23 protein-coding genes and 1 riboswitch are annotated in these 21,350 nt (G+C 57.1%); all 23 genes read left to right on the top strand.

Going from position 1 to position 21,350, the window contains the following annotated elements:
- Positions 1 to 92 precede the first annotated feature (92 nt).
- The gene (locus AC0YNU_RS25350) at positions 93 to 653 is read left to right on the top strand and encodes a manganese efflux pump MntP (protein ID WP_475761467.1); all 561 of its coding nucleotides are present in this window, start codon (positions 93 to 95) and stop codon (positions 651 to 653) included.
- A gap of 40 nt (positions 654 to 693) precedes the next feature.
- Entirely contained in the window at positions 694 to 1,275 is a 582-nt protein-coding gene (locus tag AC0YNU_RS25345; protein ID WP_475761466.1) for a low molecular weight protein arginine phosphatase, read from the top strand.
- A gap of 73 nt (positions 1,276 to 1,348) precedes the next feature.
- Positions 1,349 to 1,431, top strand: a riboswitch (ZMP/ZTP riboswitch).
- 119 nt (positions 1,432 to 1,550) lie between these two features.
- Positions 1,551 to 2,018 (top strand): ribose 5-phosphate isomerase B, encoded by a 468-nt coding sequence (rpiB, locus tag AC0YNU_RS25340; protein WP_475761465.1) that lies wholly within the window; start codon positions 1,551 to 1,553, stop codon positions 2,016 to 2,018.
- Positions 2,019 to 2,025: 7 nt separating this feature from the next.
- The gene (locus tag AC0YNU_RS25335; protein ID WP_475761464.1) at positions 2,026 to 2,640 is read left to right on the top strand and encodes a TIGR01440 family protein; all 615 of its coding nucleotides are present in this window, start codon (positions 2,026 to 2,028) and stop codon (positions 2,638 to 2,640) included.
- Between the two features lie 113 nt (positions 2,641 to 2,753).
- A complete protein-coding gene (locus tag AC0YNU_RS25330) occupies positions 2,754 to 4,001 on the top strand; it encodes a serine hydroxymethyltransferase (protein WP_475761463.1) in 1,248 nt (415 codons plus the stop codon).
- Positions 4,002 to 4,215: 214 nt separating this feature from the next.
- Positions 4,216 to 5,007: a sugar phosphate isomerase/epimerase family protein gene (locus tag AC0YNU_RS25325; protein ID WP_475761462.1), complete on the top strand. Its 792-nt coding sequence runs from the start codon at positions 4,216 to 4,218 to the stop codon at positions 5,005 to 5,007.
- A gap of 211 nt (positions 5,008 to 5,218) precedes the next feature.
- Positions 5,219 to 6,271, top strand: coding sequence for a glycine-rich domain-containing protein (locus AC0YNU_RS25320; protein WP_475761461.1), 1,053 nt, complete (start codon positions 5,219 to 5,221; stop codon positions 6,269 to 6,271).
- A 172-nt stretch (positions 6,272 to 6,443) separates the two neighbouring features.
- The gene (upp, locus tag AC0YNU_RS25315) at positions 6,444 to 7,073 is read left to right on the top strand and encodes a uracil phosphoribosyltransferase (RefSeq protein WP_475761460.1); all 630 of its coding nucleotides are present in this window, start codon (positions 6,444 to 6,446) and stop codon (positions 7,071 to 7,073) included.
- A gap of 16 nt (positions 7,074 to 7,089) precedes the next feature.
- Entirely contained in the window at positions 7,090 to 8,238 is a 1,149-nt protein-coding gene (wecB, locus tag AC0YNU_RS25310; RefSeq protein ID WP_475761459.1) for a non-hydrolyzing UDP-N-acetylglucosamine 2-epimerase, read from the top strand.
- Between the two features lie 190 nt (positions 8,239 to 8,428).
- Positions 8,429 to 8,680, top strand: a complete 252-nt coding sequence (locus AC0YNU_RS25305) for an AtpZ/AtpI family protein (protein ID WP_475761458.1) — start codon at positions 8,429 to 8,431, stop codon at positions 8,678 to 8,680.
- Positions 8,680 to 9,090: an ATP synthase subunit I gene (locus AC0YNU_RS25300; RefSeq protein ID WP_475761457.1), complete on the top strand. Its 411-nt coding sequence runs from the start codon at positions 8,680 to 8,682 to the stop codon at positions 9,088 to 9,090. The genes AC0YNU_RS25305 and AC0YNU_RS25300 overlap by 1 nt, the downstream gene beginning before the upstream one ends.
- Positions 9,090 to 9,842 (top strand): F0F1 ATP synthase subunit A, encoded by a 753-nt coding sequence (gene atpB, locus AC0YNU_RS25295; RefSeq protein WP_475761456.1) that lies wholly within the window; start codon positions 9,090 to 9,092, stop codon positions 9,840 to 9,842. The genes AC0YNU_RS25300 and atpB overlap by 1 nt, the downstream gene beginning before the upstream one ends.
- 74 nt (positions 9,843 to 9,916) lie before the next feature.
- Positions 9,917 to 10,141, top strand: coding sequence for a F0F1 ATP synthase subunit C (gene atpE, locus AC0YNU_RS25290; RefSeq protein ID WP_110041963.1), 225 nt, complete (start codon positions 9,917 to 9,919; stop codon positions 10,139 to 10,141).
- A 104-nt stretch (positions 10,142 to 10,245) separates the two neighbouring features.
- Positions 10,246 to 10,728, top strand: a complete 483-nt coding sequence (gene atpF, locus AC0YNU_RS25285; RefSeq protein WP_475761455.1) for a F0F1 ATP synthase subunit B — start codon at positions 10,246 to 10,248, stop codon at positions 10,726 to 10,728.
- Positions 10,725 to 11,273 carry a F0F1 ATP synthase subunit delta gene (locus AC0YNU_RS25280; protein WP_475761454.1) on the top strand — a complete coding sequence of 183 codons (549 nt, stop codon included), beginning with the start codon at positions 10,725 to 10,727 and terminating at the stop codon, positions 11,271 to 11,273. The genes atpF and AC0YNU_RS25280 overlap by 4 nt, the downstream gene beginning before the upstream one ends.
- Before the next feature lie 16 nt (positions 11,274 to 11,289).
- Positions 11,290 to 12,804: a F0F1 ATP synthase subunit alpha gene (gene atpA / locus AC0YNU_RS25275; protein ID WP_475761453.1), complete on the top strand. Its 1,515-nt coding sequence runs from the start codon at positions 11,290 to 11,292 to the stop codon at positions 12,802 to 12,804.
- Between the two features lie 122 nt (positions 12,805 to 12,926).
- A complete protein-coding gene (gene atpG / locus AC0YNU_RS25270; RefSeq protein ID WP_475761452.1) occupies positions 12,927 to 13,787 on the top strand; it encodes an ATP synthase F1 subunit gamma in 861 nt (286 codons plus the stop codon).
- A gap of 192 nt (positions 13,788 to 13,979) precedes the next feature.
- Entirely contained in the window at positions 13,980 to 15,398 is a 1,419-nt protein-coding gene (gene atpD / locus AC0YNU_RS25265; protein ID WP_475761451.1) for a F0F1 ATP synthase subunit beta, read from the top strand.
- A gap of 58 nt (positions 15,399 to 15,456) precedes the next feature.
- On the top strand, positions 15,457 to 15,855 hold the full coding sequence (locus AC0YNU_RS25260) for a F0F1 ATP synthase subunit epsilon (RefSeq protein ID WP_475761450.1): 399 nt from the start codon (positions 15,457 to 15,459) through the stop codon (positions 15,853 to 15,855).
- A gap of 270 nt (positions 15,856 to 16,125) precedes the next feature.
- Positions 16,126 to 17,586: an alkaline phosphatase family protein gene (locus AC0YNU_RS25255; protein WP_475761449.1), complete on the top strand. Its 1,461-nt coding sequence runs from the start codon at positions 16,126 to 16,128 to the stop codon at positions 17,584 to 17,586.
- A gap of 39 nt (positions 17,587 to 17,625) precedes the next feature.
- Complete coding sequence (locus AC0YNU_RS25250) at positions 17,626 to 18,438, top strand: glycosyltransferase family 2 protein (RefSeq protein WP_475761448.1); 813 nt, start codon at positions 17,626 to 17,628, stop codon at positions 18,436 to 18,438.
- Positions 18,439 to 18,518: 80 nt separating this feature from the next.
- Positions 18,519 to 20,339, top strand: coding sequence for an ArnT family glycosyltransferase (locus tag AC0YNU_RS25245; RefSeq protein WP_475761447.1), 1,821 nt, complete (start codon positions 18,519 to 18,521; stop codon positions 20,337 to 20,339).
- A gap of 194 nt (positions 20,340 to 20,533) precedes the next feature.
- Positions 20,534 to 21,349 carry a hypothetical protein gene (locus tag AC0YNU_RS25240; protein WP_475761446.1) on the top strand — a complete coding sequence of 272 codons (816 nt, stop codon included), beginning with the start codon at positions 20,534 to 20,536 and terminating at the stop codon, positions 21,347 to 21,349.
- The last annotated feature ends 1 nt before the right edge of the window (position 21,350 follow it).

Raw genomic sequence — 21,350 nt, 5'->3', positions numbered from 1 at the left:
GCTCTCCCGCCAATCGCCCCAGCCCTTCCGGTCATCTTTCCAACCTTGTCCGCATATGCTTGGATGAGATTATGGACAGGGAGTGGTTCGGCATGGTTGAGGCGGGCATGCACGCGGGGCAGTTGATGACACTGGTTATCATCGCGCTGGCACTCGGGATGGATGCATTTTCGCTTGGCGTGGGCATCGGGCTCAAAGGCATTCGGCTGCTGGATATTCTCAAGCTGAGCGCGCTCATCGCGCTTTTTCATATCTTGATGCCGGTGATGGGCATTTTTACGGGCAATTACGTCGGCGCGCTGCTTGGCAGCGTGGCCGCTCTGGCCGGGGGAGGGCTGCTGCTCTTGCTCGGCGGCCATATGATTTACACCTCGCTCCGCGGAGGGGCGGTGACGTCGATCAATCCCCGCAGCGCATGGGGCATGCTGATCTTCGCCCTCAGCGTCAGCATCGATTCGTTCTCGGTCGGACTATCGCTTGGCATGTTCGCCGTGGATATGCTGGTCGCTGTGCTGTTGTTCGGCTTGGCCGGCGGCTGCATGTCGATCGCGGGGCTGATGCTCGGCCGCAGGGTCAGCTCCAGCCTGGGCGAATATGGGGAAGCGATCGGCGGCGTCATTCTATTTACGTTTGGGCTGTTGATCATATTCTGAAGACAGTAAGCCAACAATCAACCTAGAGGAGGTTTCTCGTATGAAACGGATCTTATTCGTATGTACCGGTAACACCTGCCGTTCGCCGATGGCGGAGGCTATGCTTCGGTCTCTGGCCCAGAAGCGCGGCATGGCGCTGGAGGTCCGCTCCGCCGGCGTATCCACCGTCGACGGATTGCCCGTATCGACGAACGCGCAGTCCGTGCTTCGCCGCCGGGACATTCAACATAACAACGGCTCCACCGCGCTCGAGAGCGGTTCGGTTACCTGGGCCGACCTCATATTGACGATGACGGCCAGCCACAAACGGCATCTGCTCCAGCGCTTCCCGGCGGCCGTCGACAAGACGCATACGCTGCTGGAATTCGTGCATCACGACGAAGAAGGACAGCGGCGCATCGCGGAGCTCGAGAGCCTGTACACGGATTTTCAAATGAAGCAGGCGCTCGGCGGGCAGCTGACGGACGCGGAGCGCCGCAGGCTGCTGGAGCTGGAAGCTGGCATCCCGAGCTTCGACATCGCCGATCCCTTCGGCGGCTCGCTGCAGATCTACGAGGAGAGCGCCGCGGAGATCGAGAAAGCCCTCCACAAGCTGCTCGACCGGCTGCAGCAGCGTAAATAATTGGGTGGGGCATTTCGTCCGGAACGGATTGATTTTGCCGGCATGATCCGGTATGATAAAAGCAATTAAAGACGGTTTCCGATGTAACTGGCGACGAAAGTGGGTCCAACCACGGTGGAGCATCGGATCATACGGCCGGTCGCCTGGGCAAAGAGCAGCGTGCGTAAGCATGCTTGCTCTTTTTTCGTCTTTTCCAGCGAAATCAGGTATACTAGAACCATTGTGAATCGACAATTTCCGCCATCGCGCGGTCTCAATCGGGAGGTATATGCAGGATGAAAATCGCCATCGGAGCAGACCACGGGGGCTATAGCCTAAAGGAAGTCGTAGTCCCTTTCATTCAATCGCTGGGCCATGAAGTGGAGGATGTCGGCTGCGACTGCGAGCAGTCCGTTGATTATCCGGATTATGCGCTGCCGGTATGCGAGCTGGTCGCGCAAGGGAAAGCTGACCGGGGTATTCTCATTTGCGGCACCGGCATCGGCATGTCGATCGCCGCGAACAAAGTAACGGGCATCCGCTGCGCGCTCGTGCACGACATGTTTTCGGCACAGGCTACGCGCGACCATAACGACACCAACGTATTGGCTATGGGCGAGCGCGTCATCGGACCGGGCATGGCGCAGGAAATCATCCGCATCTGGCTGGAGACGCCGTTCTCAGGCGGCGAGCGTCATGTCGGCCGCTTGAGCAAAGTGAAGCAGATCGAATCGAAATACGCGCATCCCGCGCACGCGGAATAAGGAGCGGATGACCGTGAGCCATACGGATACGGAAGCGGCTTGGCAGCCGGCACGGCTGACGAGCGACGTGGAGACGGCCGTTCGCGAGCTGTCGGCAGCGGGAGGCCTTCGACAAGGGCAGCTGCTCGTCGTGGGCGTGTCCACGAGCGAGGTGCTGGGCCAGCGGATCGGCACGTCCGGCACGCTGGAGACGGCGGAAGCGATCTATGCCGGCATCGAGGCGGTGCGGCGCGAGCTTGGGTTTTACCCGGTATTTCAATGCTGCGAGCACTTGAACAGGGCGCTTGTCATCGAACGCGAAGCGGCGGAGCGCTACGGGCTCGAGCTCGTATCGGCTGTTCCGGTACGCAAGGCGGGCGGCTCCATGGCGGCCTACGCGTTCCGAGCGCTGCCTGACGCTTGCCTCGTCGAAACCGTGCAGGCGCATGCCGGCATCGATATCGGCGATACGTTCATCGGCATGCATTTGAAGCGCGTCGCGGTGCCGGTACGGCCATCCGTCCGTTCGATCGGATCCGCTCATTTGACGATGGCCTTTACGAGGCCGAAGCTGATCGGCGGGGAACGTGCGGTTTATGTACGCGAGGCGGAGGCAGACTCTACTAGCAGCAATTGTGACTAAACATTGTCATTACTACGCGTATGCCTCAAGGTCGGGTTGATTGTTTTTCCGAATCATCACGTATTTCCCGGCATCGGGCTGCGCTCATCTAACTTTTAGGAGGATATACAATTATGGAAAACCTACGTAAGCAAGATCCCGAAATTTTGAAAGCCATGGGCCTGGAGCTGCAACGCCAGCGCGACAACATCGAGCTGATCGCATCCGAGAACATCGTCTCCGAGGCGGTTCTTGAAGCCATGGGCTCCGTTCTGACGAATAAGTACGCCGAAGGCTATCCGGGTAAACGCTACTACGGCGGCTGCGAGCATGTCGATATCGCGGAAGATATCGCGCGCAACCGTGCCAAAGAACTGTTCGGCGCAGAGCATGCCAACGTTCAGCCTCACTCCGGCGCGCAAGCGAACATGGCTGTTTACCTGGCAGCCTTGAATCCTGGGGACACCGTACTCGGCATGAACCTCGCGCACGGCGGTCACCTGACGCACGGAAGCCCGGTCAATGCATCCGGCCTGCTGTATAACTTCGTAGCTTACGGCGTTAACGAGAACACGTTCACGATCGATTACGAAGAAGTGCGCAAGCTGGCATTCAAGCACCGCCCTCGCATGATCGTCGCAGGCGCTTCGGCGTACCCGCGCATCATCGATTTCGAGAAACTCGGCCAAATCGCGAACGACGTAGGCGCGCTGCTCTTCGTTGACATGGCGCATATCGCTGGCCTCGTGGCCGCGGGTCTTCACCCAAGCCCGGTGCCGCACGCGCACTTCGTGACGACGACGACGCACAAGACGCTTCGCGGACCTCGCGGCGGTATGATCCTGTGCCGCAAAGCATGGGCGCAAGCGATCGACAAAGCGGTATTCCCAGGCTCCCAAGGCGGCCCGTTGATGCACATTATCGCGGCCAAAGCAGTTGCATTCGGCGAAGCGCTGCAGCCTTCGTTCAAAGAATACGGCAAGAACGTCATCGACAACGCCAAAGCGTTGGCTGAAGGACTGATCGCGCAAGGCATCAACATCGTTTCCGGCGGCACGGACAATCACCTCATGCTGATCGATCTGCGCAACCTGAACATCACGGGCAAAGACGCCGAGCATGTACTGGATTCCGTCCAAATTACGGTCAACAAAAACGCGATTCCGTTTGATCCGACTAGCCCGTTCATCACGAGCGGTATCCGTATCGGCACGCCTGCGGCGACTTCCCGCGGCATGGGCGTAGATGCGATGAACACGATCGCGCAAGTCATCGCGATGACGCTGAAGAACCCGAAAGACGAAGCCGTGCTTGAGAAAGCACGCGGCATGGTCAGCGATCTTGTGTCGCAATACCCGCTTTACCCGGGCATCGCTTATTAAGATAATCTAAATGTGGGCGGCCGCAGCTTAGGCTTCGCGCTGTCCGCCCTTTACGAGAGCCATTGGCCGCTGCACTTTGCAGCAGGTCAATGGCTTTTTGGTTTTTCAATTTACGAAGCGGAGGCAGGGGAAAGCGGTGCTCCGTCGAATCCATAAACGATCGGCCGTCCTGCGGCTGAGCGCGCATACTATGGATCGTGGAGGAGACTCGAACATGAAATTGGGCATCATTGCCGACCCGAAGGCGGAAAGTTTCGATTATGCCGCCGGACTCGGCCTGGAATTTTTGGAGTTTTGCATTAACGTCGGCACGCCGGCGAGCGATTTCACAGCTAAGGTAGCCGAATTGAAAGCAGCAAGCGAGCGCACCGGCGTCGCCGTAGGTTCGATCGGCCGCTGGGGCCCGGACCGGATCGCGAAGGACGGAAGCATCGTCGAGGAAGAGCTGCAAGCTTCCTACGCGCTGATCGACGCTTGTCAGGAGCTTGGCTGCCCGGTCTTCGTCTGCGGAGCCAACTACGTTGAAGAACTGTCGTATTTCGAGAACGTCCGCGCCTCCATTGCCTACTTGGAGAAGCTGTTGGATTACGGCCGCGACCGCGGCGTCCGCATCGCGACGTACAATTGCCACTGGAACAGCTATATTGTCGACGAGACGGCGTGGAAGCTCATTCACGGCCACCTGCCGGAGCTCGGCATCAAATTCGACCCGTCCCATGCCCGTTACAACGGACAGGACTATTTGCGCGAGATGACGGATTGGGGGCACCGTTTCCTGCATGTGCATATCAAAGGCTCGGTCATCGTGAACGGCAAGCGCTTCGACGATCCGCCGGCAGGTCTCGACCAAACCGACTGGGGAACGTTCATGGCGATCCTGTACGGCGTCGGTTACCAAGGCGGCCTGAGCATCGAGCCGCATTCCAGCACGTGGACGGGAGAGCTTGGCGAGCAAGGCGTCAAGTTTACGGTTGATCATATGAATCGGCTGCTGCTCCGCGGCTAAGAGCCACTCGGCTTCTTGCGCGAGCCGGAGGCACATGGATCCCTTTCCGCAAGAACAATGCGCCAAGCGTTGTTCTTGCCGGAGAGGGATTTTTTATGCGCAAGTAAATGCGCAAGATCGCATAAGTTAATTTTTCCTCAAAAACCGCATGTTGCCTGCGGCGCACATGCTATGATGGAGATATCTATTCCGGAAGGGGGAGTGTGTTCGAGTGCCTCTGTTACTCATTATTATCGTTTTGGTTGCCGTGGTCATCCTGTCGAATATCATGAAGTCGAAGAATGGCGCATCCGTCCGCGGCGGCGGGAGCCGTCCGCGCATGAACCGCTCCACTGCGCCGCTTCCCGTACCGCCGGAATACCTCGGCGTACCCGAGGGACACCCGGCTCATCCCGCAGCCGTACGGCTGGAAGCGGCATTGACGCCGGACTTCGAGGTGCGCGTCAAGGACCGGGTTCTTCGCGGCGAGCCTAGCCTTCGCGATGCGGAATGGAGCTGGCGCTGGTTCGAGCTGAAGCGGTATTTTCTGATGTGCGGCGTGCTTCGCGGCGTACCGATGTACAGCGCGAAGGTCGACGACGTGTGGCATGAGATGCTCATGTTCACGCGGGAATACGAGACCTTCTGCAACGGCTTCTGCGGACAGCTTATCCATCACGCGCCGCATGCGACGGACGCCAAGCCTGATCCTGGAGAGCGCGCCTGGTTCGATTGGATCTACGGCGAGCTGTTCCTGCCTGCTGTCGGAAGCGCGCGCCTGTGGGGAGCGTTCTACCGGACGCCGATGCCGCGGGAGCTGATTGAAACGCTGGAATCGACCGATGCGGATACGCTTAAGGGCAATCGGTTTAACGTTCGCTCCGCGGGGCTGTTTCCGGATCTGGCGGCGACGGTCGATTACTTGATCGAGCGGGGGAGAGGACTTGCCGCTTCGCGCCATGAGGAGCCCTCAAGGGCCGCCTATGACTCCGATTGGAATTCCGCGGGTTTGATGACGGGCGCATTGTCGGGAGCCTTCTTCTTCTCTTCTTGGGGTCCTGCGGATTTATTTCCTTCCCGAATGGACGATTACCAACCGGATGAGGATCCGGACAACGGGAGCGGCGGAGACGCTTTCGCCTGCAGCAACGGGGATGGCTCCAACAGTGGAGATGGATCATCCTGCGACAACGGCAGCGACAACGGGGCCTCGTGCGGCGGTGGCAGCGACAGTGGATCGTCCTGCGGAGGCGGATCCTCGTGCGGCGGGGGAGGCGGCGACTAGCGCGTTTAGTTCGCGCTGTTATCCGCTGTCCCGTGGGTCCTCTTCAATTGCAAGAAATCGGCGCATTCGGGCATACTTTGCATAGGATTCGGGGGCTTCGGGGCCGCGTGTGCACAATTGGATGTCGAATGTTATAATACTCAGTTGAAGAAGATTTTCAGGAGGATGAATAATGGGCACTCTTACAATTTGCGACCATCCGCTCATTCAGCATAAGCTGACGTATATTCGCGACAAAGACACCAAGACAAAAGATTTCCGCGAGCTTGTAGACGAGATCGCGACCATGATGGCTTACGAGATTACGCGCGATCTGCCGCTCGAGACGATTAACGTCCAGACGCCGATCGTCGAAGCGCCGAGCAAAGTCGTCTCCGGCCGTATGTTAGGCTTGATTCCGATTTTGCGTGCCGGCCTTGGCATGGTGGAAGGCATGCTGAAGCTGATTCCCGCCGCTAAAGTCGGACATATCGGACTGTTCCGCAACCCGGAGACGCTGCAGCCCGTCGAATATTACGTGAACCTGCCGGCCGACGCTACGGAAAGGCTGCTGATCGTTGTCGACCCGATGCTGGCGACGGGCGGATCCGCGAACGCGGCGATCGCGTCGCTCAAATCCCGCGGGTGCACGCAGATCAAGCTGATGTGCCTGATCGCGGCGCCGGAGGGCGTGAAGGCCGTTCAAGAGGCGCATCCCGACGTCGATATTTTCTTGGCTTCGCTCGACAGCCATCTCAACGACCACGGCTATATCGTGCCAGGTCTCGGCGATGCCGGCGACCGCATGTTCGGAACCAAATAATTAGGAGTGACTCCCATTGGCAAAGTTGAAAGTAATGACCATTTTCGGCACGCGGCCGGAAGCGGTGAAGATGGCTCCGCTCGTACTGGAGCTTGAGAAACATCCCGATGAAATCGAATCGGTCGTCTGCGTCACGGCGCAGCACCGGCAAATGCTCGACCAAGTGCTCGATTTTTTCAAAATCACGCCGGATTACGATCTGAACGTCATGAAAGAAAGACAAACGCTGACAGAAACGACGGTTCGCGTATTGGAAGGGCTGGAGCCGGTTCTTCGCGAATCGAAGCCGGATATCGTGCTTGTCCACGGCGATACGCAGACGACGTTCCTTGCGAGCTACGCCTCGTTCGCGCAGCAAATTCAAATCGGCCATGTCGAAGCGGGACTTCGCACATGGAACAAAATGTCGCCGTATCCGGAAGAAATGAACCGCCAGCTGGCCGGCGTGCTCTCGGACGTGCATTTTGCGCCGACCGATCAAGCGGCAGACAACCTGCGCAAGGAAAACAAGCCGGAATCGGCAATCTACATAACGGGCAACACGGCGACGGACGTGTTTCAATACACGGTTGAGGCATCCTTCACGCATCCGGTGCTCGAATGGGCTGCGGGCAAGCGGCTGATCCTTATGACGGCGCATCGCCGGGAGTCGCTGGGCGAGCCGCATCGCAACATTTTCCGGGCGGTGAAGCGGATTGCAGACGAATTCGAGGATGTCGCGATCGTCTACGCCGTGCACATGAATCCGGCCGTACGCGAACCGGCAAACGAAATTCTCGGCAACCATCCGCGGATTAAGCTGATTGAGCCGCTCGACGTGTTCGAATTCCACAATTTCTATCCGCATACGCATATGATCATGACCGATTCCGGGGGCTTGCAGGAAGAAGCGCCGTCCTTTGGCGTGCCGACGCTCGTGCTTCGCGATACGACGGAGCGTCCGGAGGGCATTCAGGCCGGGACGCTGGAGCTTGTCGGCACCGATGAGGATGTCGTTTACGATCGGGCGCGGGCGTTGTTGTCGGACGAAGAGTTGTACAGTCGAATGAGCAAAGCGGCTAATCCATACGGCGATGGACAAGCTTCTGTCCGGATTGTACAGGCGATTCTGCATCATTTTGGAAAGCGCGCGGAACGCCCTGAGCCGTTCACACAACGTTCATAGTTTGCGCTGCTAGGCAGGCATGCCCGCCAACGCTACAGCATACAGTGCTACTGTACGGTTTGGAAAACCGGAAACCCTAGGTAAATCAAGGGTTTTCGGCTGACCGTTCACTAAATGTTTGAATTTATATCAATTGACAAATCGGAACCAGCTTGGCTAAAATAAATAAGAGTTTTGGAGTGATTCAACGATGAATCCATCCGATAACGACAAGAAACGCAACGCGGCGAACGGCACTCTCGGCGATAATCCGTGGCGGGCAATGGGCCTCATCGGATCTGTCGGCGGCACCATAGGTGCATGTCTCGGACTAGGCTACTGGATCGGGTCGAAAATTGACGCCGGAAATGGCGGCATTGTCGGCATGGCTGCGGGTTTTGTCGTGGCCGTCATTATGACGGTGCTTTTGATTCGAACGTTCACAGGGGGCAAAGCAAACTAATGGATGATTTGTCCGGCCACCTTCGAACGGTCATGCGTATTACGTTCTTTTTTTTGTCTCTCTGTTTCGTTGGATGGGCCCTGTTTCCAGAACGAGAATCGCTCTTCGGCGGACTTGTTCTCGGCACTGCGGCAAGTCTTGTAAACGCCTTCCATCTTTCCTGGAAAGTACAACGGGCGGGCGCTAACGCGGCAGCCGGAATTAAACGGCGCGGCAATTTAGGATTTTTGACGCGCGCGTGCATCGGTCTGCTTGCGGCAGTCGTGGCAACCAGGTACTTTTCTTTCAACGTCTACGGAACGGTCGCGGGATTATTTGTTGCCCAATTGGCAACACTCATACTGGGATTTCGATCCAAGGGCAGATCGGCAGCAAGGCATTTCTCCGATGAAAGGGGTGAAAACAACTAATGGAACATATTTTTCCTGAAGTGCATTGGCTCGGCATGCGTTGGGACCTCGCTGCAATCCTCACCATTGTTATCACCAGCATAATCGTGTTCGTGCTTGCAAAAGTGGCGGTTCGGGGTGCATCCGTAACGAATCCGACAAAGATGCAAAACTTCTTGGAGTGGGTAATCGAGTTCGTCATTAACCTGATCGGAACCTCGATGGATATCAAGAAGGGTCGTCCTTACTTGGTCCTCGGCATTTCCTTGATCATGTATCTGTTCGTGGCGAATATGCTTGGCCTTCCGCTCGGCATCGTCACGGAAGCACATCACGGAGCGACCTTCCTCGGCATGGAATTGAATCTCCACGGTGAAGAAGAGGCGCACATCTCCTGGTGGAAATCGCCTACCGCAGACGTGGCCGTTGCAGGTGCTTTGATGGCGATCGTCATCGTTCTCACGCACGTTGAGGGCTTGCGCCGTAACCGTAAACATTACCTGAAACACTATTTCGAGCCTTACATTCCTTTCTTCCCGCTGAACGTCATCAAGGAAATCTCGAAGCCGTTGTCTCTGTCGCTGCGTCTCTACGGTAACATTTTCGCGGGTGAAGTTATGATTTCCGTCATCATGCAGCTGAGCTGGGTAGGTATTCCGGCGCTGATCGTGTGGCAGGGCTTCAGTATGTTTATCGGCGCGATCCAATCTTTCGTATTCGTCATGCTGACAATGGTATACATGTCGCAGGCTATCGTTCACGAAGACCATTAACACAGTAACAACCCCGCTCCAACGCGGGACAATATAAAACTACTATTTTCAAACATTTAAGGAGGATTTCTCTAATGGGAGCAACAGCTTTAATTGCAGCAGCAATTGTATTCGGTCTGGGAGCACTGGGCGCAGGTATTGGTAACGGTTTGATCGTAGGTCGTACGGTAGAAGGTATTTCCCGTCAACCAGAACTTCGCGGTACGCTTCAAACAACAATGTTCATCGGTGTCGCGCTGGTCGAGGCACTTCCAATTATCTCCCTCGTTCTTGCGTTCATTTTCTACGGCGAAGCTTAATAGCGAACTTGCAAAACTGGCGGGGAGTGCCATTGCCTCCGCGCCTTCCTTTTGCTGGCAGCTTTAGTGGCGGCCGGCTAATTTACGGAAAGGAGTGACGTACGTTGGATATCGTATGGACAAATTTTTTCATCCAACTGATTGCCTTCGGAATTCTATACTGGCTGCTTAGCCGCTATGCGTTCGGTCCTCTGCTTTCCATCATGGAACAGCGCAAGCAGTTCGTGAAGGAACAGCTTGAGAGCGCGGAGAACAGCCGCAAGCAAGCAGAACAGCAATACGAAGAGCAAAAATCCAGTCTTCAGCAAGCACGTAAAGACGCGTATGACATTATCGAGCAAGCCAAACAAACGAGCTCGAAGCAAGCGGACGAGATCGTACACACTGCTAAATCCGAGGCGACTCGCCTGAAGGACGAAGCGGTCAAAGATATCGAGAACGAGAAAAACAAAGCGATCGCGGCTCTTCGCGGCCAAGTTAGCGGCATGTCCGTTATGATCGCATCCAAAATCATCGAGAAACAAATCGATGACAAGTCCCAAGAGCAGCTCGTTAACCAATACTTGAACGAGGTTGGAAGCAAATGAGCCGCGAGAGCGTCGTAGCTAAACGCTACGCTAAAGCGCTGTTCGAACTGGCACAGAGCAACAACGCCGTCGCTGATGTCGAGACGCAGCTGAAAGTCGTCGTCGAAGCTTTGACAGGGGATGCGCAAATCCGCAAATTCCTGGCATTGCCGAACGTTGAAGTCAGCCAGAAGATCGCCATCATCAAAGGTGCCTTGTCCGACAAAGTATCGGTTATGGTTCTGAATACGGTAGAGCTTCTGATCGTCCGCGGCCGTCAAGGCGCGATCGGCGACGTATACGAAGCTTATACGAAAGTGGCGGGAGAGGCGCTCGGTCAGGCACACGCTACGATATATACGGCAAAATCGTTGTCTAACGAAGAATTGGCCAAAGTTTCGGCGCAATTCGGCGAAATGGTCGGCAAACGCATTATCGCGAATCAAATCGTTGAACCGGCTCTGCTCGGCGGCGTACAAGTGCGCATCGGCGACCGTCTGTACGACGGCAGCCTTTCCGGCAAGCTTGCTCGACTTGAACAAGCATTGAAAACTCAAGCATTGTAGATAGGGGTGAACGGAATTGAGTATCAGACCTGATGAAATCAGCACGCTGATTAAACAACAGATCGAACAATTTAAATCCGAAATTCAAGTCGTAGACGTCGGTACGGTCATCCAAGTCGGTGACGGTATCGCTCGCGTTCACGGCCTTGAGAACGCAATGGCTGGCGAACTGCTCGAATTCTCGAACGGCGTTATGGGCATGGCCCTTAACCTTGAAGAGAGCAACGTCGGTGTCGTTATCATGGGACCGTACACGGGCATCCGCGAAGGCGACCAAGTGAAAAGAACCGGCCGCATCATGGAAGTACCGGTAGGCGAAGCGCTTCTGGGCCGCGTCGTTAACGCACTGGGTCAACCGGTCGACGGCAACGGACCGATCGCAACAACGGCTACGCGTCCAATCGAATCTCCGGCACCGGGCGTTATGGCTCGTAAATCGGTATTCGAGCCGATGCAAACGGGTATCAAAGCAATCGATGCCATGATTCCGATCGGCCGCGGCCAACGGGAGCTTATCATCGGCGACCGTCAAACGGGTAAAACGCAAATCGCGATCGACACGATCGTTAACCAAAAAGGCAACGGTGTGATTTGTATCTACGTTGCAATCGGACAAAAGCAATCCACGGTTCGTACGGTTGTTGAATCCCTTCGCCAACAAGGCGCTTTGGAGTACACGATCGTCGTAACGGCGAGCGCTTCCGAGCCGTCCCCGCTTCTTTACATCGCGCCTTACACGGGCTGCTCGATGGGCGAGTACTTCATGTACAACGGCAAACACGTTCTCGTTATCTACGATGACCTTTCCAAACAAGCGGCAGCATACCGTGAGCTTTCCTTGCTGCTCCGCCGTCCTCCGGGTCGGGAAGCTTACCCAGGTGACGTATTCTACCTGCACTCCCGTTTGCTGGAGCGCGCAGCGAAGCTGAACGATGAGCTCGGCGGCGGTTCCTTGACCGCTCTGCCATTCATCGAGACGCAAGCCGGCGATATCTCGGCTTACATCCCGACGAACGTAATCTCGATTACGGACGGTCAAATCTTCCTTGAGTCCGACCTGTTCTACTCCGGTCAGCGTCCAGCGGTTAACGTTGGTAACTCTGTATCCCGTGTAGGTAGCTCCGCTCAAATCAAAGCCATGAAAAAAGTTGCGGGTACGCTCAAAACCGACCTTGCCCAATACCGTGAATTGGCTGCCTTCGCAGCATTCGGTTCCGATCTTGATAAAGTCACGCAGTCCCGTCTGAACCGCGGCGAGCGTACGCTTGAAATTCTGAAGCAGGGCGTTAACCAGCCGCTGCCGGTAGAACGCCAAGTCGTATCGCTGTACACGGTTACGCGCGGACATACGGACGACATTCCTGTACAGGATGTACGTCGCTTCGAAGCAGGACTCCTTGCTTACGTGGATGCCAACAAGCCGGAAATTTTCGCTTCCATCCGCGATACCAAAGATCTGACTTCCGACAACGAGAAAGTACTGGTTGAAGCGATCAAATCCTTCAAAAACAGCTTTGCGGTGTCGGTATAAACCATATCTTGACCTTCGGGCCGCACGCCGTGCGTGCGGTTCGAATAATAGCGCGGAATAGAACCGGCCAAGGGCGAAGCGAAGCTTCGCCAGGAAAGCCGGTAATAAGGTGGTGACAACGAATGGCTAAAGGTATGCGCGAAATCAAACGCTCGATCAAGACCACGCAAAATACGAAGCAGATTACGAAGGCAATGGAGATGGTAGCGTCCTCGAAGCTTAGAAAAGCGCAAGAGGCTGCGGTAGCATCCCGTCCATATACCGACAAGATCAAAGAAGTCGTAGCGAGCATCGCGTCGGGCGGAGGCACGATCAAGCATCCGATGCTGCAAAGCCGCGAAGTCAAGCGTACGGCCTATCTGGTCGTCACGTCGGACCGCGGTTTGGCGGGCGGATACAATGCGAACGTGCTTCGTAAGGTATGGGTTACGATCCAGGAGAAACATAAGTCTCCTGCTGAATACGACGTGTTCGTCATCGGGCGTAAAGGCCGCGATTACTTCAAGCGCCGGGGCATTGCCCTTGCGGATGAAGTAACGGGACTTTCCGATTCGCCGAAATTTGCCGATGTCAAATCGTTGGCGGCAGCTGCTGTCAAGGGTTTCGAAAGCGGCAAATACGATGAACTGAACCTGGTGTACAACCAATTCTACAATGCAATGACCCAAGTGCCTGTCATCAAGCAGCTGCTCCCACTGGATCAGTCGCAGTTTACGGGCGCGAAGGCGAACTACGAATATGAGCCGTCGCCTGAGAAGGTACTCGACGTGCTGCTGCCTAAATACGCGGAGACGGTGATTTACAGCGCGGTATTGGAAGGCAAAGCGAGCGAGTTCGGCGCACGTATGACCGCAATGGGCAATGCAACGAAGAACGCGACGAAGATGATCGCGGGCTTGACGTTGACGTACAACCGTGCGCGTCAAGCGGCGATCACGCAGGAAATCGCGGAAATCGTCGGCGGTGCGAACGCACAGCAATAAGTTCAAACGATCGTTCCGAAGGGGCTCCTTCGGAACAGTGATATAAGGTTTTCAAGATTACGCTTCCGGAGCAAGCTTTCCTCCGGAAAGCTCAAAGTTTATGCTTCCGGAGAGAGTTTTCCTCCGGAAAACTTTTCAAGATTACGCTTCCGGAGCAAGCTTTCCTCCGGAAAGCTTTTAGGAGGTACAAGAATGAGCAAGGGGCATGTAGTCCAGGTCACAGGTCCGGTTGTCGACATCGCGTTCGAGAACGGCCATCTGCCTGAGATTCTGAATGCAATCAAAATTGTGAAACAAGCGCAAAACCCAGGCGAAGTCAACATCAACCTGACGGTTGAAGTCGCGACTCATCTCGGTGACAACTTGGTTCGCTGCGTTGCAATGTCGTCCACTGACGGTCTTGTCAGAGGTACGGAAGCCGTAGATACGGGCAACCCGATCACGGTTCCTGTAGGTCCGGCTACGCTGGGTCGCGTATTCAACGTACTCGGCGATCCAATCGACAACAACGGCGACGTTGACCGTTCGATCGCTAACCCGATCCACCGTCAAGCTCCTCCTTTCGAAGAGCTGTCGACTTCCCAAGAAATCCTGGAAACAGGCATCAAGGTTATCGACCTTATGGCTCCTTACTCCAAAGGCGGTAAAATCGGTCTCTTCGGCGGCGCGGGCGTAGGTAAAACCGTAACGATGCAAGAGCTGATCCACAACATCGCGCAAGAGCACGGCGGTATCTCCGTATTCGCCGGCGTCGGCGAGCGTACTCGTGAAGGTAATGACCTTTACCACGAGATGAGCGATTCCGGCGTTATCGCTAAAACCGCGATGGTATTCGGTCAAATGAACGAGCCTCCAGGCGCGCGTCTTCGCGTGGCACTGACAGGCTTGACGATGGCTGAGTATTTCCGTGACGTAGAAGGAAGAGACGTTCTGCTGTTCGTCGATAACATCTTCCGCTTTACGCAAGCCGGTTCCGAAGTATCCGCATTGCTCGGCCGTATGCCGTCCGCAGTAGGTTACCAGCCTACGCTGGCAACTGAAATGGGTCAACTGCAAGAGCGTATCACTTCGACGAAAAAGGGTTCCGTTACTTCCATTCAAGCGATCTACGTTCCTGCCGATGACTATACGGATCCGGCTCCTGCAACGGCGTTTGCCCACTTGGACGCAACGACTAACCTTGAGCGTAACATCGCTGCCATGGGTATCTTCCCGGCCGTAGATCCGCTCGCTTCGTCTTCCCGTATCCTGACGCCTGAGATCCTTGGCGAAGAGCATTACCAAGTCGCTCAAAGCGTTAAGAAATTGCTGCAACGCTACAAAGAGCTTTTGGATATCATCGCGATCCTCGGTATGGACGAGTTGTCCGAAGAAGACAAACTCATCGTTATCCGCGCTCGTCGTATCCAATTGTTCCTGTCGCAGCCGCTTCACGTTGCCGAAGCGTTCAATGGTATGCCAGGCCTGTACGTACCGGTTAAAGAAACGGTACGCAGCTTCAAGGAAATTCTCGAAGGCAAGCATGACGACCTTCCAGAACCGGCATTCCACAACGTCGGAACGATCGAAGATGCAGTTGCGAAGGCGCAAAAACTCGCACAAGAGGTTTAATTCGCCTAAGCTAACGAAGTTGCGTCTTACCTCGTAGGGCGCATGGGAGGGTAAGATCATGAGCTCCTTTTTACTGGAAATCGTAACGCCTGAGCGTAAGGTTTACGCTGAGGATGTAAATATGGTGATCGTCAAAGGCTCCGAGGGCGAGATGGGCATTATGCCGAATCATATCCCGATGGTCACGCCTTTGAAGATCGCTCCCATTACGATCAAGAAGAAGAACGCTGAAGAGAAAATCGCCGTTGGCGGCGGTTTCCTCGAAATCCGCAAGGATAAAGTCGTTATCTTGGCCGAAAGCGCGGAACTGCCGGGCGATATCGATCTCGCTCGCGCGGAAGCGGCCAAACAGCGCGCCGAACAGCGCCTGAACGGCAAGAAGGACGATTACGATCAATTGCGTGCCGAGCTTTCGCTGCAGCGCGCAATGAACCGGATCGCGGTTAAACAAGGCTAACGATTTGATATAACATTGCCGGCGCCGCCCAATGGGCGGCGCTGCGCGTTTCGCTCAAGGCGCTGCCCGGGCGAGTAGGCCGATTCTTATGCAGAAGCAATTGTCTGCAGGGAGTCGGCCTTTTTGCATGCGGGAAATAGTTTGACGGGGCTAGTACGTGCAACTATACTTCATGATAACGGTTCTCATTGCAGGGCATGGAAGGAACGGATGAAACGGGACGGAATTGCGGAGCCGGATGCGGCTGCGCGGAGGAGAGGGGCAAGAAGAATGAAGAAAGCGTCGGGGTTTGAAATCGTTGCGGCGCGCTGCTGGAATTTGTTGAACGAGGGGAAGCCGTTTACGCCGATTTTCACGATCGCGGTCTATGCGCTCTACCATATCCAAGCGTGGGGTGAGGGCGGCTTCTGGGCACAGTTCGGCTTGGGGCTGATCGCGGCGCTGCCGCTCTTCGCGCTATATTTTTATTATGATTTTCCGTTATTCCTCCGGAATTACCTATGGCTTCCCGTCGTTGCGGCTTTGGTGCTGTGGCGGGATGCGCCTCTTGATATGGGGTTGTACGCGCTTGGCATCGGCTTGTTCCTGTTCTTTACGATCTATTTCTGGGGCACGTTTTATTACCACTTGCGGATCGGGACGTCGTGGTGGAATTTCAGACGGTTTTGGAAGCTGGTGCTGAAGAACAGCGATTCCACGAGCGGCAACGCGCAGGAGCAGCTGCCGAAGTTTCTGCTGTTGCTGTTCATCGTTGATACGACGGGGGCGAGGTGGTCGGATGCCGCATCAGTCGGCCATGATTTTGGCTGGGGGACGTATGCGTTGTTCCTGATCGGTACGGCGATTTATGCTTGGGTGCTGCATCGCAATTTGTTCGATTGGAAGCCGAAAGAGATTCCAGGTCATGCGGCGAAGGTCGACAAGCCCGCGGATCGGACCGACGGCAAAGTGTTCGTGCTCGTCATCGACGGCATGCGAAAAGACCGGTTCGAGGAGGCGGATGCGCCTTTTCTCAAGAAATGGCGCGCGGAAGGCACCGAATATACCCAGATGGAGACGTTGTACCCGGCACGGACGGTCGTGTGCTTCTCCTCGATGTTCACGGGAGCTTATCCGCGCGAGCATGGCATTACGTCCAATATGGTGTGGAAGCTCGGCATCAAGGTGGAGTCCATCTTCGACAGCCTGCGCAAGGTGGGTAAACGCGGTCGTCTGCTCGGCATCGCGCACTTGATCGACGCCATGGGCGACGACGTGGAGAGTGTCACGGCCGTCATGCATAACGATAAGGCGGATCGCAACATCATGGAACGGGCCAAGCTGATTATGGCGGAGCAGAATCCCGATCTGCTGATCGTGCAATTTATTGCGACCGACCAAACGGGCCACAGCATGGGTGCATTGTATGATGAATATCGGCAAAAGATTGAAGAAGCGGATGCGCTCATCGCCGAGTTCGCGGCATGGCTGACGGAGAGGGGCGACGCGGAGAACGCGACCTTCATCGTGTGCGCGGACCATGGCCAAGCCGATGGTATCGGCGGGCATGGCCATCTGGACGAAGGCGAGCGCTACGTGCCGTTCTTCTTGCACGGCCCTCATGTACGTGCGGGCGTCAAGGTGGACGCGAAGCATTCGCTCGTCTCGGTGGCGCCTACGCTCAGTTATTTGCTGCGGGCGCCGCTCCCTAGCCACAGTCGGGCGCCGGTGCTGACGGATGCTTTTGAATAGAACGAATGGAATGACATCGCTAGAAAGAAGTTGAACAGCATGAAGAAGAGAAAGCTGGTCGTATTTCTTCCCGCCCACGACGAGGAACGGAATATCGGTCAGGTCATTGCGAGGATTCCCCGGGAAATAGGACGGGAATGGACCGTCGAGGTGCTGGTCATCGACGATGGTTCCACGGATGGAACAGTCGAGGAAGCACGCCGGGCGGGCGCAGACCATGTCTTATCCTTCCCATCAAACCGCGGTTTGGGTGCGGCCGTGCGGGAGGGGCTTGCAGGTTGTCTCCGGCTGGGCGCCGATATCGGGCTGATGATCGATGCGGATAACGAGTATCCCGCAGAGGAAATTCCGAACGTCATCGCGCCGATTTGCGCGGGCCGTGCGGACTATACGATGGGCTCCCGATTCAAAGGGACCATCCGCGGCATGAAGCTGCACAGGCGCCTCGGGAATATTTGTTTCACGCTGCTGCAGGCCGTGCTCCTGCGGCGCTTCATTTGGGACGGACAATCCGGTATGCGCGGCTTTTCGCGTGAAGCGATGGCGCGGGCGGAGATTATCCACGACTATAATTACGCGCAGGTGTTGACGCTTAACCTGGTCCGTCAAGGGTTTGTCATGGAAGAAGTGCCGATTACGTATCAGGTTCGCGTACATGGGCAATCGTTTATTAAGTTTCGCAAGTACCTGGGGCATGTTCTGCCTGCGGTCTGGAGGGAAATGCGACGGCCCGTGAAGAAACGCGGGTGGACGCGGCAGGAAATGCCGGCGGCGCTTGCGGTGGTCAGACGTGTTGGGAACGGGGCGATGCCGGCGCAGTCGCAGGCGAAGGGTGAACAGCGGTATGGGTAAAGCAATGATTCGCGCTGTGTGTGTTCTGGGGTAAAGCAAGGCGAGACCGAGATGTAAAGGCATGATGGGAGCGTACGGGAATGTCGGAACAAGGGCGCGGAGAGACGGACGGGCAGCGACGAGCAGCGGGCGGTGATTCGGGTCTCGGCGGATTTAAGGGATTAGGCGCTGAAGTTGAAAGAGGCAGTCAGAGATTGCCAGCCGAATTACGCACTGCCGCGGCTCTAAAAGCAGTATCGCCCGTGATCGCCGTGTTGATCGCGCTTGCTTGGGCTGCGATCAGCTGGGCTCATCGCAGCCCGTTTGCCGCGAGCTGGGATGAGGTGGATTTCGTACGGGCTCTGGATAGGTTCGATTTGCTCGCAATGCAGCCGCATTTTCCGGGTTATCCCTACTTCGTGGCGGGGGCCGTGGCGATGCGAAGGTTGATCGGCGGCGACGCTGTCCATGCCTATGAATCGTTGAACATCATACTCGGAGCGGCATCCGTCTATCCGATCTGGCGGCTCGCACGGCGACGGTTATCGCCCCTGTGGACGCTGCTTGTCGTGCTGCTTCTGCTGACCTCGCCTTATTTATGGCTGCAAAGCGTCCGTCCGATGTCGGAAGCGGCAGGCATCGCCGTATTGTGGTGGTACTTGTGGGCATGGCAGCGGGCGATGGAACGCCGAACATGGGGCCGAATGACCGCCGCGGCGTTTCTGTTCGGCGTATTGATGGGCGTGCGCCTGTCGTTCGCCCCGTTCGGGTTGGGCGTGGCCTGGGTACTGGGCTTGGCCTTGACGGACTGGAGATGCGGGCGAAGAAAGCTCTGGCCGCGGTTGCTTCTGTTCCTCGCGATCGCGGGGGGCTTCCAGCTCTTATGGCTGGCCGGCCTCGCGCTGAGCGAAGGCGGGGTGCGGGGGTTCATTAAGCTGGCCGTGGCCTTCACGGAAGGCCACTTCAGCCAGTGGGGCGGCGGCGTAGCTTCCGCCGGCGTCGAAGTTTCGTTCGCGGAGCGCGTGCTTCGCTTCGCGGGCGACAACGTGCTGTGGACCGGGATGTTCGCCCGGTCCACGGCGCTGTTCGCTGCGGCGGCGGCGCTGCTGCTCGCCGCCGTGCTCTCCGCGGGGGCGCGGCCTCGCCCGCCCCGCGGCAGCGCGAGCGCCGGCGCTCGTCCCGGGCCCCGGGCGGCGGCCGCGTGGCTCCGCCGCCCGGGGCTGCCGGGCGCGCTCGCCGCGCTCGCGGGCGCCTACGGCGCCTGGGCGCTGCTGGCGCAGAACATCGACAAGCCGCGCCACATCACGCCCCTCATCGGCGTGATGTGGCTGCTGCTTGCGCTGCTCTGCGCGGCAGCGCCGCCAGCGCGGCCCGCCGCGCAAGCTTCGCCGGCGGCGCCCGGCGAAGACGCCGCTGCTCCGCAGCGGACGCCGGCGCCGGCAGACCCCGGCGCCGGCGCATCCCCGCGCGGCGAGGGCATCCGCCGCGCGCTGCGAACCGCCGGCGCGCTGATCGCCGCCGGCGTGGTCGCGCTCCAGGCCGCGCAGGGCAGCGCGCTGATCGCGCGGCAGGCTGGCGAGCCGCCGGCGGTCTACCAGCTCGAGCAGGGCCTGAGGGGGCTGGCTGAGGCTAACCCGGACAAGCGTTTCGTCGTCTATACCTACGAGGAGACGCGCGTCCTGGATTACCTGGGCATGCCGTTAACCAACCGGCGGATCGAAACGTACGATTATTTTATGGCGGACGTCCAAGCGGATCCCGGAGCTACGATTCTGCTCACCGACCATGTGCTGAAGGGCTTCGAAGCGCAGGTCGGATCGTTGAAGGATCGCGTGAAGCCAATAGCGGTGTATAGCAGTGACCCGCTGTTCGAGCCAGTTTATCATGACATTACGCTATACCAATGGATAGGCGGCCGCTGAGCCGCGGACTATGCGCGTTCCATGCGCGTTCCGTGGCGATTTCACATCGGTTATATTCGCTTTTGAGCTGAGCGGAAGCATCTAATTAACCTATTGACACGCTAATTGAAAATGATTATCGTTGTTAGCGGGCGGACTCCACAGGTGCGCCTTGCGAACAAGCAAAGACGACCAGGAAAAGGTGAATTGCAATCATGCGCATGCTGTTGAAGACCGTGATGCTGCTCGTTGCGCTATTCCTCGCTGTGGCGCCCGCGGGCGCATGGGCTTACTCCTATGGGGATGCCAACACGGAGGACGTAGCCGAGACGTTCAAGCTCGTCGTAGCCGACCTCGCCAAATCGCCGGCGGACTGGAAGGGCGCGGAAGCCGCCCATAAGGAAAGGCGGGACGAGATTGCCTCCCATTTCGGCGAAGATGTCGCCGCGACGCTGGATGCTAATATACAATCCCAGAATCTGGATGTAACGATTGCCAATTATAAAGCGTTGATGATCATGAATTTGGATCGGCGATTCGACAGTGCGATTCAAAGCATCGCCGATTACACGCAGGCGAAGCTCCTGCTGGCCAAAGCCCGCGCGACATACGAGGCGCTTGTTCCTTACGCGGAAGCGAAGCTGTCCAAGGCGGAGCTGGACGGCGTATCCGCCGATTTTGACGCCGCGCTGGAAGCGATCGGCAATCCCGGTTTATTCGGCGTAGGCCAGAAGGAAGCCGACGCGAAGGGGCTCGAAGCCGCCGTCAACCGGGCGTATGGCGCGCTGAAGCCGCTCTTCCCGTATACGCCTGGCCAAGCGGCCGCAGGCGGCGGGAAGAACGATGGCGCGAACAACCCGGATGACGCCGCGCAGGCGGCCGAACCCGATACCATCGACGGCACCAAGCAGCATGCCGCCATGGCCCGGGAGAACAAGACAAATCCAGCGATTACCGTCGGCGTCATCGCCGGAATCGTCGTCATTGGCGGCGGCGCCGTCTATTGGGCGCGCCGCAAAGGGCTACTGTAGC

The sequence above is a fragment of the Paenibacillus sp. J31P316 genome (assembly GCF_056269105.1).
This window is presented reverse-complemented; position numbering and strand designations above follow the sequence as displayed.

What these genes read in the sequence shown, in the direction of transcription:
- AC0YNU_RS25350 (WP_475761467.1), top strand. Translation starts at nt 93, where the DNA reads ATGGTTGAGGCGGGCATGCACGCGGGGCAGTTGATGACACTGGTTATC.
- AC0YNU_RS25345 (WP_475761466.1), top strand. Translation starts at nt 694, where the DNA reads ATGAAACGGATCTTATTCGTATGTACCGGTAACACCTGCCGTTCGCCG.
- rpiB (WP_475761465.1), top strand. Translation starts at nt 1,551, where the DNA reads ATGAAAATCGCCATCGGAGCAGACCACGGGGGCTATAGCCTAAAGGAA.
- AC0YNU_RS25335 (WP_475761464.1), top strand. Translation starts at nt 2,026, where the DNA reads ATGACCGTGAGCCATACGGATACGGAAGCGGCTTGGCAGCCGGCACGG.
- AC0YNU_RS25330 (WP_475761463.1), top strand. Translation starts at nt 2,754, where the DNA reads ATGGAAAACCTACGTAAGCAAGATCCCGAAATTTTGAAAGCCATGGGC.
- AC0YNU_RS25325 (WP_475761462.1), top strand. Translation starts at nt 4,216, where the DNA reads ATGAAATTGGGCATCATTGCCGACCCGAAGGCGGAAAGTTTCGATTAT.
- upp (WP_475761460.1), top strand. Translation starts at nt 6,444, where the DNA reads ATGGGCACTCTTACAATTTGCGACCATCCGCTCATTCAGCATAAGCTG.
- AC0YNU_RS25305 (WP_475761458.1), top strand. Translation starts at nt 8,429, where the DNA reads ATGAATCCATCCGATAACGACAAGAAACGCAACGCGGCGAACGGCACT.
- AC0YNU_RS25300 (WP_475761457.1), top strand. Translation starts at nt 8,680, where the DNA reads ATGGATGATTTGTCCGGCCACCTTCGAACGGTCATGCGTATTACGTTC.
- atpB (WP_475761456.1), top strand. Translation starts at nt 9,090, where the DNA reads ATGGAACATATTTTTCCTGAAGTGCATTGGCTCGGCATGCGTTGGGAC.
- atpE (WP_110041963.1), top strand. Translation starts at nt 9,917, where the DNA reads ATGGGAGCAACAGCTTTAATTGCAGCAGCAATTGTATTCGGTCTGGGA.
- AC0YNU_RS25280 (WP_475761454.1), top strand. Translation starts at nt 10,725, where the DNA reads ATGAGCCGCGAGAGCGTCGTAGCTAAACGCTACGCTAAAGCGCTGTTC.
- atpG (WP_475761452.1), top strand. Translation starts at nt 12,927, where the DNA reads ATGGCTAAAGGTATGCGCGAAATCAAACGCTCGATCAAGACCACGCAA.
- atpD (WP_475761451.1), top strand. Translation starts at nt 13,980, where the DNA reads ATGAGCAAGGGGCATGTAGTCCAGGTCACAGGTCCGGTTGTCGACATC.
- AC0YNU_RS25260 (WP_475761450.1), top strand. Translation starts at nt 15,457, where the DNA reads ATGAGCTCCTTTTTACTGGAAATCGTAACGCCTGAGCGTAAGGTTTAC.
- AC0YNU_RS25255 (WP_475761449.1), top strand. Translation starts at nt 16,126, where the DNA reads ATGAAGAAAGCGTCGGGGTTTGAAATCGTTGCGGCGCGCTGCTGGAAT.
- AC0YNU_RS25250 (WP_475761448.1), top strand. Translation starts at nt 17,626, where the DNA reads ATGAAGAAGAGAAAGCTGGTCGTATTTCTTCCCGCCCACGACGAGGAA.
- AC0YNU_RS25245 (WP_475761447.1), top strand. Translation starts at nt 18,519, where the DNA reads ATGTCGGAACAAGGGCGCGGAGAGACGGACGGGCAGCGACGAGCAGCG.
- AC0YNU_RS25240 (WP_475761446.1), top strand. Translation starts at nt 20,534, where the DNA reads ATGCGCATGCTGTTGAAGACCGTGATGCTGCTCGTTGCGCTATTCCTC.